This window comes from Hyphomonas chukchiensis (assembly GCF_000682695.1).
Lineage (GTDB): Bacteria > Pseudomonadota > Alphaproteobacteria > Caulobacterales > Hyphomonadaceae > Hyphomonas > Hyphomonas chukchiensis.
Genome location: NZ_AWFG01000013.1, coordinates 44239 through 61468, shown reverse-complemented (window position 1 = coordinate 61468; position 17230 = coordinate 44239). Strand labels below are relative to the sequence as shown.

The 17230-nt window shown below is 57.0% G+C and carries 18 protein-coding genes and 1 tRNA gene; 12 read left to right on the top strand and 7 right to left on the bottom strand.

Annotated features, from left to right (window positions below; translation table 11 throughout):
- Window positions 1-41: 41 nt before the first annotated feature.
- The 5 genes from HY30_RS05435 (at window position 42) to HY30_RS05415 (ending at window position 4409) form a co-directional block, all read left to right on the top strand.
- On the top strand, window positions 42-1178 hold the full coding sequence (locus HY30_RS05435) for a tetratricopeptide repeat protein (protein ID WP_162176898.1): 1137 nt from the start codon (window positions 42-44) through the stop codon (window positions 1176-1178).
- 53 nt (window positions 1179-1231) lie between these two features.
- Window positions 1232-1777: a HupE/UreJ family protein gene (locus HY30_RS20655; RefSeq protein WP_422119993.1), complete on the top strand. Its 546-nt coding sequence runs from the start codon at window positions 1232-1234 to the stop codon at window positions 1775-1777.
- A 16-nt stretch (window positions 1778-1793) separates the two neighbouring features.
- A complete protein-coding gene (locus HY30_RS05425; RefSeq protein WP_034737944.1) occupies window positions 1794-2363 on the top strand; it encodes a hypothetical protein in 570 nt (189 codons plus the stop codon).
- Window positions 2364-2532: 169 nt separating this feature from the next.
- The gene (locus HY30_RS05420) at window positions 2533-4116 is read left to right on the top strand and encodes a DUF4331 domain-containing protein (protein WP_034737942.1); all 1584 of its coding nucleotides are present in this window, start codon (window positions 2533-2535) and stop codon (window positions 4114-4116) included.
- An 11-nt stretch (window positions 4117-4127) separates the two neighbouring features.
- On the top strand, window positions 4128-4409 hold the full coding sequence (locus HY30_RS05415; RefSeq protein WP_034737940.1) for a hypothetical protein: 282 nt from the start codon (window positions 4128-4130) through the stop codon (window positions 4407-4409).
- 53 nt (window positions 4410-4462) lie between these two features.
- Here HY30_RS05415 and HY30_RS05410 read toward each other — a convergent pair whose 3' ends face one another.
- Both HY30_RS05410 and HY30_RS05405 read right to left on the bottom strand, forming a co-directional pair.
- Window positions 4463-5257 (bottom strand): type II secretion system minor pseudopilin, encoded by a 795-nt coding sequence (locus HY30_RS05410; protein ID WP_162176897.1) that lies wholly within the window; start codon window positions 5255-5257, stop codon window positions 4463-4465.
- 32 nt (window positions 5258-5289) lie between these two features.
- The gene (locus HY30_RS05405; protein ID WP_034737928.1) at window positions 5290-5931 is read right to left on the bottom strand and encodes a PulJ/GspJ family protein; all 642 of its coding nucleotides are present in this window, start codon (window positions 5929-5931) and stop codon (window positions 5290-5292) included.
- A 14-nt stretch (window positions 5932-5945) separates the two neighbouring features.
- On the opposite strand from HY30_RS05405, the gene HY30_RS19085 reads away from it, so the two are divergent.
- The gene (locus tag HY30_RS19085) at window positions 5946-6635 is read left to right on the top strand and encodes a type II secretion system protein N (RefSeq protein WP_051614893.1); all 690 of its coding nucleotides are present in this window, start codon (window positions 5946-5948) and stop codon (window positions 6633-6635) included.
- On the opposite strand, the gene HY30_RS05395 is transcribed toward HY30_RS19085, so the two are convergent.
- The 4 genes from HY30_RS05395 to gspL form a co-directional block, all read right to left on the bottom strand.
- A complete protein-coding gene (locus tag HY30_RS05395) occupies window positions 6624-7757 on the bottom strand; it encodes a type II secretion system F family protein (protein WP_162176896.1) in 1134 nt (377 codons plus the stop codon). The genes HY30_RS19085 and HY30_RS05395 overlap by 12 nt on opposite strands.
- Window positions 7758-7846: 89 nt before the next feature.
- Window positions 7847-9328: a GspE/PulE family protein gene (locus HY30_RS05390; protein ID WP_034737924.1), complete on the bottom strand. Its 1482-nt coding sequence runs from the start codon at window positions 9326-9328 to the stop codon at window positions 7847-7849.
- Window positions 9325-9783 (bottom strand): type II secretion system protein GspM, encoded by a 459-nt coding sequence (gspM, locus tag HY30_RS19080; RefSeq protein ID WP_051614891.1) that lies wholly within the window; start codon window positions 9781-9783, stop codon window positions 9325-9327. The genes HY30_RS05390 and gspM overlap by 4 nt, the downstream gene beginning before the upstream one ends.
- 23 nt (window positions 9784-9806) lie before the next feature.
- On the bottom strand, window positions 9807-10919 hold the full coding sequence (gspL, locus tag HY30_RS19075; RefSeq protein WP_051614889.1) for a type II secretion system protein GspL: 1113 nt from the start codon (window positions 10917-10919) through the stop codon (window positions 9807-9809).
- A 74-nt stretch (window positions 10920-10993) separates the two neighbouring features.
- On the opposite strand from gspL, the gene gspG reads away from it, so the two are divergent.
- From gspG to HY30_RS05345, 6 genes are all read left to right on the top strand, one after another.
- Entirely contained in the window at window positions 10994-11455 is a 462-nt protein-coding gene (gene gspG, locus HY30_RS05375; RefSeq protein ID WP_051614887.1) for a type II secretion system major pseudopilin GspG, read from the top strand.
- Between the two features lie 2 nt (window positions 11456-11457).
- Complete coding sequence (gspI, locus tag HY30_RS05370; protein WP_034737923.1) at window positions 11458-11856, top strand: type II secretion system minor pseudopilin GspI; 399 nt, start codon at window positions 11458-11460, stop codon at window positions 11854-11856.
- A 47-nt stretch (window positions 11857-11903) separates the two neighbouring features.
- Window positions 11904-12695, top strand: coding sequence for a type II secretion system protein N (locus tag HY30_RS05365; protein WP_162176893.1), 792 nt, complete (start codon window positions 11904-11906; stop codon window positions 12693-12695).
- A gap of 10 nt (window positions 12696-12705) precedes the next feature.
- Window positions 12706-14745 (top strand): type II secretion system secretin GspD, encoded by a 2040-nt coding sequence (gene gspD, locus HY30_RS05360; RefSeq protein WP_081812068.1) that lies wholly within the window; start codon window positions 12706-12708, stop codon window positions 14743-14745.
- 119 nt (window positions 14746-14864) lie between these two features.
- Window positions 14865-15443 carry an RNA polymerase sigma factor gene (locus HY30_RS05355; protein WP_034737921.1) on the top strand — a complete coding sequence of 193 codons (579 nt, stop codon included), beginning with the start codon at window positions 14865-14867 and terminating at the stop codon, window positions 15441-15443.
- Window positions 15444-15607: 164 nt separating this feature from the next.
- Window positions 15608-16746 (top strand): IS3 family transposase gene (locus HY30_RS05345; protein ID WP_241765653.1). Its coding sequence is split into 2 segments (ribosomal slippage): window positions 15608-15866 and window positions 15866-16746, totalling 1140 coding nucleotides; the frame shifts between segments, so codons are not numbered across the junction.
- 367 nt (window positions 16747-17113) lie between these two features.
- Here HY30_RS05345 and HY30_RS05340 read toward each other — a convergent pair.
- A tRNA-Ser gene (locus tag HY30_RS05340) sits at window positions 17114-17203 on the bottom strand.
- Window positions 17204-17230: the final 27 nt, after the last annotated feature.

Genomic DNA, 17230 nt, shown 5'->3' with positions numbered 1-17230 from the left:
TGTGCTTGGCGACAGGCTTTGCGCTGTGTGTGGCGATCCTTATGTCATCTTCACTGCGCGGCAATCCGGGTCTGCTGGGCCCGAAAGCAGCGTGTTATCCTGAAGTGGTACAGGTCGCCGCGTCGCAGATCATCGCAGATCCGGATGATCAGGAAATCGCGATTCAGGCGGCACGCTTGTTCATCAACACTGGACGCAGGATTGGTGATGCAAGCCTGGTTAAATCTGGCCTCTCTGCATTGCAGCCCGCCCTTAATAGCCGGCCTGATGCGCGTCCGCTCATACTCGCCGCAGTCGGCAAGCAATACCTTCACGATTTTGATGGCGCACTGGAATTGCTCGGCCAGGCGGAAACCCTACAGCCGCGGAACCCGACTCTGCTGCTTACGCGCGCGAATATTCTTGTTGTTCAGGGTCATACACTAAAAGCGCGTCCGGAATGCCGGGGCCTTGCAAAAGCTGGCGCGTTCGACCTCGCGCTGATTTGCGCCGCCACGACCGATATGCTCTCGCCTGACGCTGATGCAGCTTACGCGAAACTGAGCCGCTATATGGAGTTGAAGCCGGTCATGGAGCCTGCATTGCGTGGATATGCACACAGCGTTTTGGCAGAAATTGCAATGTATCATGACTGGACAGATCTGGCCGCCGGACATTTTGTCCAGGCCATCAAGGCAGATCCGGCGAGCATTCGGTCTGCAGCGCTCTACGCTGATTTCCTCATAAGTCGTTCAGAGTACGAAGCAGCTCTCAAAGCGCTGCAGGGTAAACCGCCAACCGACGCGGTGCTGGTTCGAAGGGCCATTGTCTGCAGTCAGCTGAAGAAATTCGGCTGCCTTCTCAGATCGCGCAGGACCCTCCAAGCGCACCTTCTTGCAGAGAAAAAAATCGGAAGCTTCGCTCATGCGCGAGAAGAAGCGCGCTATCTGCTGGACGTCGAAGGCAAACCCTCTGAGGCGGTGGAACGGGCACGGCTGAACTGGACGCTGCAGCGAGAGTTTGAAGATGCTGATATCTTGCTTCGGGCAGGGAGAGCGGCTGGAGACATAGCGGCCGAACAAATGGTCAAGTCGTGGGTGGCCGAGAATGGGTTATCCATCCCCGCTCTGTCGGTTGAACTCGGTTTACATCCACACGCCAGTGCTGAGACGATACCAGGAAGAGGACCTGCGCTTTGATTTTTACATCGCCACAAACCCGCAAAGCCCTAATATTATTCAGCTTTCTGCTTGTGGCTGCACCTGCGGCGATAGCCCATACAGGCGAGGGGCTCAGTGGAGGATTATTGAGCGGGTTCGTCCATCCAGTTCGTGGTTGGGACCACGTCGCGGCCATGGTCGCCGTTGGATTATGGGGCACCTTTCTTGGCCGACCAGCCATATGGGTTCTCCCAGTCGTGTTTCCCCTCGTAATGGCATTGGGCGGCGCGGTGGGGGTACTGGGTCTGCCTTTGCCAGGTGTGGAGACAGGCATTGCGCTCTCGTCAGTCGTCCTTGGGGCATTGATTTTGGGGAAGGTTCGCATGCCATTGTGGGGCGCGGCGATCATTGTCGGAGTATTTGCGATCTTTCACGGCTACGCACACGGTATTGAATTACCAACAGCGGCCAATCCGGTTTCATTCGCGGTCGGGTTCGTTGTGGCGACGGGTCTGCTCCATCTCGCTGGTATAGCGCTTGGACTGGTCACAACGCGACCGAGAGGAGAGGTCTTTGTCCGCGCTGTTGGAGGATTGATCACGGCGGCTGGCGCTGGATTTCTGCTAGGCATAATCTGATAGGAAAGGGCGCCCAATGAACTCACTATATCTGCTTGCCGCTGTTCTTTCGCAATTTGGAGATGTCCGGGCAGGGTACATTCCTGCTGATCTGAAAGTTGCGCAGGTGATACTGGTTGTCGCTGCAGGCTTGTCGATTCGCTGTCTGGCCAAAGCGGGTATCAAACGGGCATCTGTCGCATTCTGCGGGGGCGTTGCCTTGGGAACTGTTGCTATATTGCATTTCGGGCAGCTGAACGGTCCGCCTGCAATCGTGATTGGCTTTGCAGTCGTGCTGGGCGTACTCACTGCGATGCGGTTTAGCGCAAATACTGCGACTGCTTCCATCATCATTTTCCTGATTGGCTCTGCGTTAACGGTAGCGAGTGTTCCGGCAAATGGGGAATTCCCACAGGCTTTCAGTCTTATGGCTGTAAACGTGATCGCAGGCGCCGGCGCCATCATATGCCTTTCGCAGCTTGTGGTGATTATAAATCCAGAACGCGCGCCAGCGTGGCGGTCAATCGCGGTTCGAATAGCGGGATCCTGGATCGTTGCGATATCAGTTCTGATCATCGCAGTTAGTTCGCAGACTAACCTTTTCTAACCGACACGCCGATTGTTTTGGATTGCCTGCACCATACGATGCCAGCGCTACGTATCTCTGATGCGTCTGATCCTTCAATGGCGCAGTTACAACCCGCCTTTTTACGCTACCAGCGTCCTTACAACACTCATGAGGGGCTTTGAGCGGTAGGCCAATCTGGAGATTACCAATGCAATTGAAGCGCTCCCTACTGATATCAAGCGCGGCTATCGGTGCCCTTTGCGCTGTGGCCATTCCGAGCTGGGCGTCCAGTCACCGCGAAGCGCCTGGCACCACCGAACAGCCCAAGATCGATGGAACAGACTTTTATATGTTCAAAAGTTATGAGCCGGGCCGTGACCAGTTCGTGACCTTTATCGCCAACTATCAACCCCTGCAGGACCCATACGGCGGCCCCAACTATTTCACGATGGATCCTGATGCGCTCTATGAAATCCACGTCGACAGCGACGGCGACGCGGTGGAAGATCTGACGTTCCAATTCGACTTCGACAATCGCCTCGTCAACGACACCGGCGTGACGTTGGACATTGCCGGCAAGGATATCCCGATTGCGTTGCGCGCGGCGGGACCAGTCAGTGCGCCTGAAGATGCGGCACTTGGCGAAAACGAATACTATTCGCTTACGCTCGTGTCGGGCGATCGCAGGTCGGGAACGCGCGACGCCATCACGAATGCTGCTGATGGCTCGGCGGAATTCGTCAAGCCTCTGGATAATGTTGGCAACAAGACTATCTCGGACTATCCGACTTACGCGGGACAGTTCGTTTATGACATTACGATCCCGAATTGCTCGACGCCTGGTCGTGTCTTTGTCGGTCAGCGCGCGGAAGCCTTTGCCGTCAATCTGGGCGAGATATTCGATCTGGTGAATTTAGTCCCTATTGAAGGTGACAGCGCCCCTGGAGCGGGTGACGGCGGTGGATTTCCCGGCGGCATCACCCAAGACCGAGCAAATGATGATCTCGTCGGCAAGGCCAATGTGACGTCGTTGGCAATCGAAGTTCCGGTGGACTGCCTTGTTGGTGCCGGCAACGGAACCATCGGTGCGTGGACGACAGCAAGCCTGCCTCAGGCAAACATCGAAGACCCGCTGCCAACATACAAGCAAACGTCTCTTTATGGCGGCGCCTACGTGCAGCAGTCGCGTCTCTCTGCGCCATTGGTAAACGAAGTGGTGATCGGTTTGCCGCAAAAGGACCTGTTCAATGCGGCCGAGCCAACTCAAGACGGTGCATTGGCTGATTATGTTACCAACCCTACTTTGCCCGCCATCCTGGACCTCTTGTTTCGTGATGCAGTCAACCAGACGCTCGGTACGAGTATCGCCAATCTCGCTCCCACAAATATTCCGCGGGATGATCTTGTTGCGGCCTTCCTCACCGGGATCCCGACGCTGAACCAGCAGTCGATTGTGACTCCGTCTGAAATGATGCGGTTGAATACCGGGATTGCTCCGACGCCGCGCGCAACTCAAAGCACCTTTGGCGTTGCGGGTGATGATCTTGCCGGCTTCCCGAACGGACGTCGTCCGGGTGACGACACGGTTGATATCGCGTTGCGCGTTGTCATGGGAGCCCTTTGCTATCCGGTGCCGATCAATGGGACACCGACGGATCTGGGCTTTTGCACGTCGGATGACGCACCAGTTGGTAATGTTGCCTTCACTGACGGGGCGCCGATCAGCGCGACTGAGCTGAAGAATGCGTTCCCATACCTGAACGACCCGCTTGCAGGTTCGCCAAACAACTGAGGATAAAATATATGACCAAGAACATATGGAAACCTTTGCGGTTGGTGATGATAGCTGGCGCGGCCAGCACAGTACTGGTCGCCTGCGGAAAAGGCGGAGGCGGCAATGACGTCTTCATGCCACCACCGCCTCCGCCACCACCAGCACCGGCCAATATTGAGGACCAATTCGGAGCAGGATTTGCCGCTGCTTTCGGAAAGATGACAACCGATGATCCAAATCCTGTTGCTGCAGGAGATGTGATTGACGTCGACAAGACGGCAGATCCGGTGGATGTGCCCGACCCTTCCTGAGCACGACAGCCCATCTCAAAACAACGGCGGCGAACCTCTCGGGTTCGCCGCCGTTACTGTTTGTGGGTGACTCGGCGAATCGTCTGAACGTTTACTCCGCCGCCATATGTGTGCCGCGCGAGAAGGGTTCTGGAATACATGTCGGCGCTGCTCCAGTTTATATTTGCTTCGACACTGATGAACTGGGTGGTCAGGCCCGTCCCCGCTGGGGCCAGCAGGGAAGCATCGCTGAGATCCTCACGGGTCACGTAGCCCCCGCGGCTCCGCAAGGCGAGCAACTTCCCGGCCGAGAGAGGGTTGTCGAACAGAGCGCGAACGAGCGTATCACTTGCTGTATTGAGATTGATCGTGGTCGTGTCAGGTAATGTGCAACCAATTGATGTCAGCGCGGTGATTTCCGTTTCGTCGAAGCCGAAGGCGGCGAGGTCCGACATATCGCTAACAGGCCCGCCGAGGGCGATGGCGGCGACCAGCCTATCATTCCACGAGGCGTCGCCCTTTGCGGCAGCGACGATTCTGGCGAACATCGCTTTGGCCGCGAGATTACCATTTGCCAGATTATTGATGTTGAACCTGGATTGCTCGTCGCGAACAGATACCGAGAACGCTCCCTGCGGCAGATCGATTGGGACCTGAGACGCCAGGTACCACGCTTCGCCATAGTGATCGACGCTTGATCCCAACTGGCCGTCACGCCTGAAAGCGGACACGACGGATGATTCAGCGCCGCGCAAGAGAGCTTGCGCCTGCAACCGGTCCCCTGACTTCCGCTCGAAGGCGACCGCCTGATCCTGAACAATCATGAGTGTCAGCGTCATGGCGCTGGCGAAGGCGACAATGACAAGCACCTGGACAAGGACAATTCCTGATTCAGACTGTTTCATTTGGCGTACGTGTCCGGCATGTCGAACAGTCCCTCGATCGACCCGGTAAGGGCGCCCGGTTGATCTGGCATGCGTATATCGACGCGCACGGCCTGGGCGTGAAGCGCTTCATCAGTCGGCCATGTATCCCATTCGGCCCTCTCGGAGTCGATCACTGTGAAACGGGCGGTCTCTATTTCTGAATAACTGGACGTGCCACTTATGCACTCGCCTGAAGTCCGGCGGAACGAGCGGTCCACAACACTCAGGCTTACCGTTCCAGACGCATTGCACACTTGTGTCCGCATTTTCAGTGTGCCCGAAGCAAGCGTCAAGGATGCCGGGTCAGCCTGGGCGAAATCGTCAGACAGGTCCGACAGCAACAGTTGAAGTTCTTGAATGGCGTCATACCGAGCATCAATCCGCGATTGCAGACTCGCCAATGTGTCTACAAGCGTAAATCCCGCAAGGCTCACAAGGCTGATGATGGCCAGCGAGACGATAACTTCGATTAATGAGAAGCCACTTTCATCATCGCGCGACAGCGTCGCTGCACCTGAAGGGCATCTCGGCTGCGTATCTGGACTCAGACGACGGAGACGGAACCATGTCGCAAACCCGTGAGGCTCATGGCGGGCCACTTTACGCATCATCATCATCCCCTCGCTGCTGGATGCTGCAGGGGCTTTTCGCGGGCGTTGCCGGCATCGCTCTCGCCGCGATGCTGCTAGCCACCGCTCCGGCGGAAATCCTCAAGGCTTTCGTGCCCGGGATGCGCGAGGCGCATGTCTCTGGGTCCGTCTGGAAAGGCGTGGCCATGTTTCCGCAGGGATTGAATGCTGACTGGACGCTGTCTCCAATGCGCTCGCTGATGACGGCAAGTCTCGCGGCAGATTGGACTCTGGAAGGCGTGGATTCGAGCCTGAAGGGCAGGATGCGATTGACCAGTGGTGTTGAGCTTGATGATGTTGATGGCGTTGTCTCGATTGCAGAATTGAGCCACTTCGCAAATACCGACTTTGGGCCTTGTGACCTGTCTGCGCGGCTTTCATCGGTCCGCCTGTCGCTAAGAAACCAAGCGCTCTTGCTGGAAGGGAAAGCGATGATTGGCGAAGGCAGATGCTCCGGACGTGATGTACCTGACTTGCAGGTTGTATCCGAGCCGATCGGCGGGTCGAGTGAGATCGTGGTCAATGCTGCCGACGCTGGAGGGAACGCCCAGCTCGCACGCGTAACGCTCGACAAAGAAGGCCGCACCGTCTTGACCGTCTCGCCGGCAGGTTCAGTGCTCTTCCTCGATCGTATAACGACGTCAGATACAGTTTTGGAATTTGGCCCGCGTCTCATGCCATCAAACTCCTGACAATGTATTCAGGTTGACGATTGGAGTCAGGATCGCGAGGACGATGAACAGTACAATGCCGCCCATGACCAGAAGGACCATAGGTTCCATCAGCGCAACCAACGCCTTGGTCTGGGCCCCGAGTTCTTTCTGTTGATCCCTGGCTGTCCGCGCCAAGGCTGGTCCAAGTTCGCCGGATCGTATCGCGCTGGCAACAATTGCCAGCATCATGGGCGGCATGACGCCGGTTCTTGAAAGCGCCAGATCAAGCGCAGTGCCTTCGCCAACGTCATTTGCTGCCATATGCATGCGATTGCTGACATAGTCGTTGCTCGCCACACCGGCGGCGGTTTTCAGCGCCTCAACCAGGGGAACGCCGGATTGGATAAGTATGGCGAGGGTGCCCGATATTTCAGCAGCCTGACGGCGGAGATTGAACGGCCCAAACAAGGGTGCCTTCAAAGACCATCTCCCCCAGGCCTGGCGGCCTGCTTGTCGTCGCATAGCCCACGCCAGCGCCGCATAGAGCAGCGTAAGCGCAAAAAGAATACCTACTCCGAACTGCCTGAGGAAATCCGAAACGGCAATCAGCAAGTCGGTAGAGAGCGGCAGGTCCGCGCCTCTCCTCTGGTAGACCGAGACGACGTCTGGAACGACTTTCGTGAGAAGAAGGACAATCACCGCGCCTGAAACAAGCGCAAGAAACGCCGGGTAAATGAGGGCGAGCTGCAGGGTCTGGCGGTTTTCCTGCCGTGTCTCTGTATAGTCGGCCAAGTGCTCCAGAACGATATCCAGGCGTCCGGAGGACTCTCCAGCGGCGACGGAGGAAATATACTGTCTGGGAAAAACGTTGCCTTGTGCGGACAAGGCTTTCGCCAGGCTGCTGCCGTCGATGATTTGATGGCGGATTTCTATAAGGACCGTCTTCGCGCGGGCAGGCAAGTCCTGCCGGGCGATGGCAGCCAGCGCTTCCTCGATCCGGATCGAGTTTGCAATCAGCGAGGCGAGCTGTCGTGTGATCAGCGTCAATGTCTTGCTGGTGATAGCGCTCCGGAATGTTCGGTTCCGTTTCTTGCTTGTGGGCGCAGACGCTTTTCCGGATGCGAGTGTGATCTGCACTGGTAAAAGCGCCTTGCTTCTCAATACTTGCCGCGCTTCGACAAGGGTTCCGGCAGTCAGGGTTCCGCTACAGGCCTTTCCGGTGCTGTCGACGGCATTGTAACGAAATTGCATCATGGCGCTTTTCCGACGTCGGCTGCGCTCAGGATTTCCTCGACAGTCGTGATGCCTTCCCGGATGCGAGCGGCGCCGTCCATGGACAGGCTAGGTCCGCTCAGCCGTGCAAGTGCGGTCAGTTCGGATTCCGCCGCACCTGAGTGAATGAGTTTCTCAAGTTCGCCGTCGACCTCGACCACCTCGTAGATAGCAGTCCTGCCCCGATATCCGTGACCCGCACAGGCAGGGCAGCCAGCGGCGCGAAATACCGGCATGCCAATCTCTGCACCTTTTCCAAGTCGCGACGCCTCGGATTCAGTAAGTTCATCGGCGAGCTTGCAGGTATCGCAAAGCCGTCTCACGAGCCTTTGGGCAATAAGGCCTGACAAAATCGTGGCGAGAAGGTATCGATCGACACCCATATCGACGAGACGCGTGATACTAGCGATCGCGCTTGTCGTGTGCAGCGTGGACAAGACAAGGTGACCGGATGTCGTCGCCCTGACGGCCGCGGATGCGGTTTCGGGATCCCGGATCTCACCGATCAGGATAACGTTAGGATCCTGTCGCATAAGAACGCGAACGCCTTCCGCGAAAGTCACTCCCTTGTGAGGATTGACCTGCATCTGGCCGATGCCATCAAAGGCATACTCAATCGGATCTTCGACCGTCATGATATTTCGTGAGCGATCATTGAGGTATGTGATTGCCGAATAGAGCGTTGTCGTCTTGCCTGATCCGGTCGGCCCAGTCACAAGTATCATGCCGCCTGGCTTCGCCAGAAGGCGTTCTGTGACGGAGTGATCGCGATGCGTCATTCCTAATTGGGTAAGATTGAACTTTGCCGTGGTCCTGTCGAGTAATCGCAAAACCACACGTTCCCCGTACTGGGAGGGAATTGTGGAAACGCGTACATCAACTTCGTGTCCGCCGACATTCAGGGTTACGCGGCCATCATGAGGCTTGCGCTTCTCCGCGATATCCAGACCGGCCATTACCTTGATGCGGCTCACGAGCATGGGCGCCAGGTTGCGCTTCGGTTCGATACGGTCGCGAAGCACACCGTCTATCCTGAAGCGTATGACAAGCCGTGTCTCGTGCGGCTCGATATGAATGTCGGATGCCTTCTCGCGGATCGCTTCGGAGAGGAGCGCATTTATGAGCTGCACAACAGGGGCATTCGCTCGGTCATCCAGAATATCTTCAGACGCAGCCGCATCATCGGCGAGCGCTGCGAGATCGGAGTTGGATTCTGCGGCAAGGTCTGCCGCCCGGCTGGCGCTTGATTTGTAGGTTTCTGCAAGAGCCTGCTCGAAATCTGAAGCGCTCAGCTGCTTGAAAGCATCGATCCGCCCAGATAGCCTCTGGCATTCGAGCAATGTTGCCAGACTCATCTTGTCGCGGTGAAGCAATGTAATGCCAGAAGTCCGATCACCTGAGAGAATGGCACCAGACTGGAGCGCAAAAGCATAGGGAAGGCGCGTACATTCTTGCGTCATGGGCCCTCCAGAGTCATTTGCGCTGAGACCGTGCCAGGCTCCGGCAGGCGTGAGATTTCGGCGTCAATGACCCTGATAGAATGGTCACGTGAAAGGGTTTCCAGCCAGGACATCAACGGTGCGAAATCTGCCAGCTCAAATTCGACGACGACTTGATTGGCGGACTGCTCGATCCTCTGAATGGGCAGTTTTCGCGCCGACGCCGTCGCGGAAACGATCTCGCGCAGGCTTGAGGTATGGACACCACCGGCAGAAGGAAGACCAATTTCGACGGGAAGAGCGGAGAGCGTTGAGCGGGCAGATTCAATGCGGGCGATGCGTGTGATCGTATCGGCTCGTGCAGTCTGCAGGGGTGACCAGACAAGGGTCCACCAAGTTACAACAACCAAAAGACCGACAGCAGACGCGAGCAGCCATTGGTCTCTGGTCGACTTCGTGCGCCACCAGGCCGTCATTTGAGAGAGGCTAGTGTTCACGCTCATTGGATTCCGTCTTTTGCCATGATGGAAAGGAGGCCTTCGGCGCCACCAGGTACAACGGTCGCCGCACCCAGTTCTGCCGTGATGCCTGATTGGGCGAGCCGGGAACTAAGCGACTGAAACGTGTCGAGACTATCTGTCTCGACATGGAGATCGAGGCGGTTCCCAGCCTGCTCAAAGGCCATGTCCTGGACAGACATCGTTGTTTCGTTCTTGAGCGTCATGCTTGTGGCAGACAGGGTCGAGATGAATGTATCCACTGGTCGGCCAAGGGCATTGCTGCTCAGTGAATCGATCGTCCCCATCAGGGCTGTTCCAGCTGGCGCATTGGGAAACCGGATTCGAAAGTCGTCAATCAGTCTGGCTTCTCTTGTGTGAGCAACATGTTGCAGCGCGAGCGCATCTGCACCGGAGATGGCTGTAGTGGCGGAGACGATTGCGAGTGTCAGCGCTGTCGCTGCGCGGATGGTTCGAACCGTGTTGCTAGCGTCAGGCGCAAACGCTCCCTGCCGCAGGTCAAGAAGAGTGCTGCGGTCTGGCCAAACTAAACTCTCAGCGGAGGTGAGCGCGTCAGCCCGGCCGCTATCGTCGATAATGATCCGGCATTCCGGCGAACCCTCCGCCAGCGCAAAGACAGGCAACAGCCCTTTTGCCGTGGCAAATCCGGAGCCATCGGGGAGGCGAACAAGCACGCGATCGGCGAGGCTCGCGACGTGCCAGACATCCTGGGGGGGGATTGGTAGGATCAGGACATCAGGAACTATCATCACCTGACGCGCACTTGCGTAGGTCGAAACCCATTCTGCCACGCGCTCGGCATTGACCGCGCAGGCGAGGTATCGCCCGTCTTCGAGCCTGCTTCCAAGCGCGAAATGAGTCTGCTCAATCGGTTCGCCCAGCAAAGGCTCCATCGCAAACGGCAGGCTGGCTTTCCGTTGCTCAGCGCGCTTTAGTGGAAGGGCAACGGCCGTAAGCCTCACGCGCTCGGTCGGGACGAAGACGATATCGGGATCGGACATGATCGCGAGATTCAATTCGTATGACCGTAAACCCGCAAGCTCTGCGAACTCGCTGTGGTCCGTTGGTCTTGCAACGATGTCCGAGCTTTGCATCCTGAGCTGACCTTCCACCGTATCTGTTCCATCAAGAGGATTTCAGACCAGATACGATGGAGATCAGCGTAACGATGCGACCCCAAGCGACCCATGTACAGACGCTGCCTCCGAAGGATGCGGGGCTGTCCCTCATTGAGACATTGATCGTATTGGTCATCATCGGACTCGTGTCGGCGATGATCGTGCCCAAAGTAATTGGCCGGCCGGACGAAGCCCGGATAACCGTCGCGCGCAACGATATCGCGGTCATTGCATCAGCCTTGAAAATGTATCGGCTCGACAACCGCGCTTATCCATCAACAGCCCAGGGGTTGTCAGCGCTGGTCCAGCGTCCCTCGGGTTCCCCTCAGCCTGCCAACTGGCACCCGGAAGGGTACTTGGACGAGGCCCCTAAAGACCCTTGGGGGAACTTTTACGAGTACAGGTCGCCTGGCGAAAAAGGGGGCTTTGATCTTCTCTCGTTCGGGGCAGATGGAAAAGTGGGCGGCGATGGCCAAAACGCCGATATCCTTATTCAGGATGGGGCGCGATAGCCGTGCGGTACCGACTGTCCCCTGCACCAGTTGATGTACCTGCGAATGCTGGGTTCAGCCTCATCGAAGTGTTGATCGCATTGACAGTGCTCTCAATCGCCGGTGGCGCCTTCATTCGTGTCGCGCAAAATCACATCGAAACGGTGGATCGTCTCGAAGTGCGAATGATCTCTGATATCGTGGCGCAGAATACGCTCGTGGAACTTCGGCTAGATCCTTCACGCATAACCGCTGCGCCATCGCTTGTGCATATGGCTGATCGCAGCTGGCGCGTAACGGTCAAATCCAAAGGCTCCAGCGATCCCGATCTCGCCGAAGTCAGTATCTCGGTCTCCGAAGACGGGGGAACCGGCGCGGCATCGCTACTCGATGCATTCGTCGACACGGCCGGTCCGTCATGAAACCCTCGCCATTTCTTTGGGCTATATGGATGGCAGGCGGAGCGGGCATGATGTTTGCGCTCTACAACCTATCCGAGTTGACATGGCACGCCTTGGGTTACGTCAACCTGCCTGCAAGCAAAGCTATGATCGCTGCAGGTCCATACAGCTCGTCGCATGAGACGCCCGATATTGCGCCGATATTGGCCTGGGCACCTTTCGGGCGACGTGTCGAACTCGCCAGCAGCGGGGCGTCACAGACAAGCCTCAATATCAAGTCTCTGAAATTGCTTGCCGTCCGTGTGTCTGAAGGCGCGTTCCAGTCAACCGCTACGATATCGGTGGAAGGGCGCCCGGCAGAAATTTTTCGGTCCGGTGACGCTGTGAGCCCTGGCATCCGTCTCGATCAGGTCATGCAGCGCGGTGTGGTGCTCGACGTAAACGGAAAATCCGCAGATCTCGGTTTCGAGATGATAGGGGGTGCCGAGCGTGCCAACATCCTGCAGGTCGATGCTGATGCCTCAGGGCAACGGCTCCAAAGAACAATTTCACCCGCACCTGCGCCGGAAGAGATCATCGATGCATACCGTCAGCAGATTGCGTCTGATCCGGCAGGCCTAGTGCGCCGTTTCAGCTTGCAGCCATCACCTCAAGGCTATGTCGTCGGGGAAAATCCCCCGGTAATTCTGCTCGCAGCCGGACTGCAGCCGGGCGACCGGGTAACGCGGGTGAACGGGGCGCCCGTTGGAAACGTGTCGTCTGACAGTCGCCTGTTTGAAACCGTGATTGCATCGGGCCGTGCGCGCGTCGAGATCGACCGGAACGGTCGAGCAATCATTCTTACCTTTCCGCTTCAATAGGGATAATCTGATGAGCCGTCGACTGACCCTTTTGATATTTGTGATGCTTCTGGTGCCTATCGCAGCGGCGCATGCGGAAGACCTGCTGCAACAGGCCAAGGTTGAGACCGGCCCGGGATCTACATTTCTTCTGAATGCGCGCGACGTGGACATCGCAGTCTTTGCCGATGACGTGGCGACGGTCACCGGTCGGACTCTGATCCTTGACCCGGCTGTTCGTGGTAAGGTCACGGTCATTTCGCAGGAACCACTAGATGCAGACGGCGTGTGGACGCTGTTTCAGTCTGTTCTGCGCGTACAGGGGTTTGCCGCCATTCGGTCTGGTGATTCATGGCGGATCATACCGCAGGCAGAGGCACGGCAAGGGGGGCCTATTGCGGGTTCTGCGGGCGCGCGTGATGCTGACCTCGTAACGCGCCTGATCCGTCTGGATAATCTTGCCGCGACAGAGGCCGCGACAGCGCTGAAGCCATTCCTGTCGGCTTCGGGCTCTGTTGAGCCTTTCAGTCGGCCCAATTCGCTAATCATAACGGGATATGCCGATGATATTTCGCGCGTTGAAGCGCTGGTCAGGCAACTCGATGGCGGTGCAAGCGATTCCATGGCGGTTATCCAATTGTCGAACGCCAGCGCACCTGATGCGGCCGCGATGCTTGAACGCCTGCTCGGTGGAGCCGGGAAGGGACCAAGCATTGCTGCTGACGTCCGGAGCAACCAGTTGTTCGTACGGGGCAATCAGAAAGAGCTCGAAGAGGCACGCCGACTGGCAGCGGATCTGGACAAAGGAGGCGGCGCGGCCATTACCACGCGTGTTTTCCGTCTCAGCAACACTGACGCAGAAGCAGTGGTCGAGGTTCTGCGTGGCGCAGTGGGTGCAGGCGCGCCGGTCACTAACCCTGTAGCCCGAAGCCTCGTGGACAATGATAAACCGGCCATTGGATCTGGCTATGCGACGCTCGCGTCCAATCCCGCAACTGGCGGCGCACAGACTCCAAGCCGTTTCGGTTCCGAAGCAAACCAAACGGCAATCGGGTTTGGCATCGGGCGTGGCGACAGCGAACTCAGCCTGCAGGCCGCAACAGATATAAACGCAATCGTGGTGCGCGGCACATCCGGACAAATTGCCGAAGTAGAAGGGCTAGTCGAGGACCTAGATGTTCGGCGCCCACAGGTCGTGATCGAGGCAGCCATTGTCGAAATCACCGGGGATGCAGCTGAACAGTTTGGCGTACAGCTGGGCATAGGCGACGCTGCGCCCGGAGGCGGTGCTGCGGCTGTTTCATTCTCTGATCAGGGACTGTCCCTTAGACGGATTCTGTCCATTCTGGGTGCCCCGGTTGCGACCGGCTTGACGGAAGACGGGTTGAGCGCCGGGATCGGCGTGAACGATGATTTCGGTCTTCTCGTTCAGGCGTTTGGATCGTCAACCAAGGCGAACCTCCTTTCGACCCCTAGCATTACAACCCTGGACAACCAGCCTGCAGAGATTGTCGTCGGACAGAATGTTCCATTCCGCACCGGCTCTTTCACCACGACGGGCAACTCGACAAACCCATTCACCACAATTGAGCGGGAAGATGTCGGCATCACATTGCGGGTTTCTCCACGAATCTATGATGGAGATGTCGTGCGCCTTGATGTCAGCCAGGAAGTCTCATCCCTTGTTAATTCTGTGGTCCCGGGCGCTTCTGACCTGATTACCAACCGGCGTAGTATCCAGACGACCGTTCTTGCAGATAATGGCAGTGTGGTCGTGCTCGGTGGGTTGATAACGGACGACAGGATCTCGGCCGAAAGCAAGGTGCCTTTGCTAGGTGACGTTCCCCTCGTCGGCAACCTGTTCAAGAATACGACCGAAAGTGGGACCCGCCGAACGCTGTTCGTGTTTTTGCGGCCGACGATCATCCGTAGCCGCGAGGAACTCGACCAATTGGCCGCTGATCGGATTGAGGATTTAAACAAGGCATCAGCCTCACTGGAAAATCGCGAAAGCCTCATGATAAGCGGGAACAAATCGCCTCGCGTGATCGGCGTCGACAAGATTTATTAGGGACGTCACGCACCCTTTTTCGTTACGAAATGGGAGAAATTTCGAGTTTCAGTCATCCAGTCGGCCACCCTGCTCGTAGAGTATACCACATAGAATAAAATATAGTGGGAATTGTGGAGATGGACGCCGAGCGCGAACGTGAAAACGAAGTCCTCAAGAACGCATTATTGCGTTCGGCCGAGGGGGACAAACAGGCATTCTCAAGAGTCTATGAGCTTACGGCGCCCCGATTGTCGGCGATCGTAATGAGTATCGTATGCTGCGAAGAAACGACGAGTGATGTGCTTCAGCGGGCGTATCTTTCTATCTGGCAGAACGCGGGAAAGTATGACGCCCAACAGGCGAACCCTTTTACCTGGATGCTCGTCATCATGCGAAACCGGGCTATCGATGCGCTGCGGGCCCGCGCACGCTTCCACGTCACGGAAGAACTGGACGAGGCCGTTGAGGACGATGGGTTGCGGCCTGAAGCGTCTGCCCGGTTTGAGCAAGTGGGTAGGTTACTGACCGAAATGATCGGAAATTTGCCGCCCAACATGGAGGCCGCGATCATGCTACAGGTCGTTCATGGTTATACGTGCCGTGAAATCGGCGACCAGCTGAACCAGTCTCCCCATACTGTGAAGAGCTGGATCCGGCGTGGGCTCGAGCGCATGCGTAGCGAAATGCCTTATGCGACAAGTGCCGCCGCTATTTAGCGCAATATTAATGCTCCAGGCATTCGCTAGAGGGCTTTCGCGCAAACGGCCTGTAGGCCAAAGTAAGGTATGCTTGGCGCCTCGAGATTAGCAGATTTTGGTCTGCCCCCAGCAAAGTGGTCCATTATTTGAGTTAGCCCCGGCTTCAGATATGGAGCTGAGACATGGGCAAGAGATTGAAGCCTGAAGAGATCATCGCGAAGCTGCGGGAAGTTGAGGTTCGCCTCGCTCGCGGTGAGACAGCAGCGGCGGCAGCGCGCGCCATCGGCGTGACGGAGCAGAGTTACTATCGATGGCGCAAGGAGTATGGCGGCCTTCAGGTTGGCCAGGCAAAACGCATGAAGGACATGGAAAAAGAGAATGTCCGGTTGCGCCGAGCTGTGTCCGATCTCACGCTCGACAACCAGATCCTTCAGGAAGTTGTGCGGGGAAAGTTCTAAGCCCTTCACGCAAACGCATTGCAGTCGATCACGTGGTGGAAGGGTTAGGCGTATCAGAGCGCCGGGCCTGCCGCGTGATCGGCCAGCATCGCTCGACACAACGCAAGCCATGTTCACTTCGTGATGATGAGGAGGCTCTGACGACAGCCATCATCAACCTCGCCTCTCGGTTCGGACGATATGGCTATCGCCGGATCACCGCATTGCTGAGGCGCGATGGCTGGCATGTGAATGAGAAGCGCGTCTACCGTATCTGGCGACGTGAAGGGCTCAAGGTCCCAATGAAGCAGCCAAAACGCAGTCGGTTATGGCTGAATGACGGCTCGTGCCTGCGGCTGAGGCCTGCGCACAAGGGCCATGTCTGGTCGTACGACTTTGTCCAGGATCGCACCCATGAGGGAAAGGTCTTCCGCATGTTGTGTGTTATCGATGAGTACACGCGCGAGTGCCTCGCTATCCGCGTTGAGCGGCGGTTGAACTCTCGCGATGTCCTGGATGTGTTGGGCGAACTGTTCGTCACACACGGCGCACCTGAGCACATCCGATCAGACAATGGTTCTGAGTTTATCGCGATTGCGCTTCGGGAATGGCTCGGCAACATCGGTGTGAAGACGCTCTACATCACACCGGCGAGCCCTTGGGAGAACGGTTACTGCGAAAGCTTCAACAGCAAACTGCGGGACGAACTTCTCGCCCGCGAAATCTTCTATGGTCTACGAGAAGCGAAGGTCCTCATCGAAGGCTGGCGACACCACTACAATACAGCCCGACCACACTCATCGCTTGGTTACAAACCACCCGCGCCAGAAGCCGTCTTGCCCGCGGCGTTCATACCGCCTTACTATGGGGGTGTAGCAGCATGAACGCCGCTACATGGAAACCGCCGGACTAACAAAGGCGATGGACCACCTCAGTGGGGCAGACCACAGGAGCAGCAGTTGAACAAGCAGCTCCTGTTTGCGGTCGATATCGATGCTAGCGAGCGAACTCGCGCTCTCCGAAGTTTAGATAAGATGAACATCACAGCTGAGCACTTATTTCCCGGAGTGTTGGACAGTGTGTGCGAGCGTCTACGAAACCGGAGTTTCTTAGAATAGGTCAGACATCTGCGGCTATCGGAACGTGATGTCCTTGCTGGCCTACAATTCCGGCCACACTCGTCCTACACTTGCAATGTGCCGCCAGACTAGTGCTCTGATTTTATTGTATATTACTGCCGAAAATAGTTGCTGGCGGAGAGGAAGGGATTCGAACCCTCGATACGCGTTAACGTATACGCCCTTAGCAGGGGCGCGCCTTCAGCCGCTCGGCCACCTCTCCACACGAACCTAGTCGTCTATTGAAACC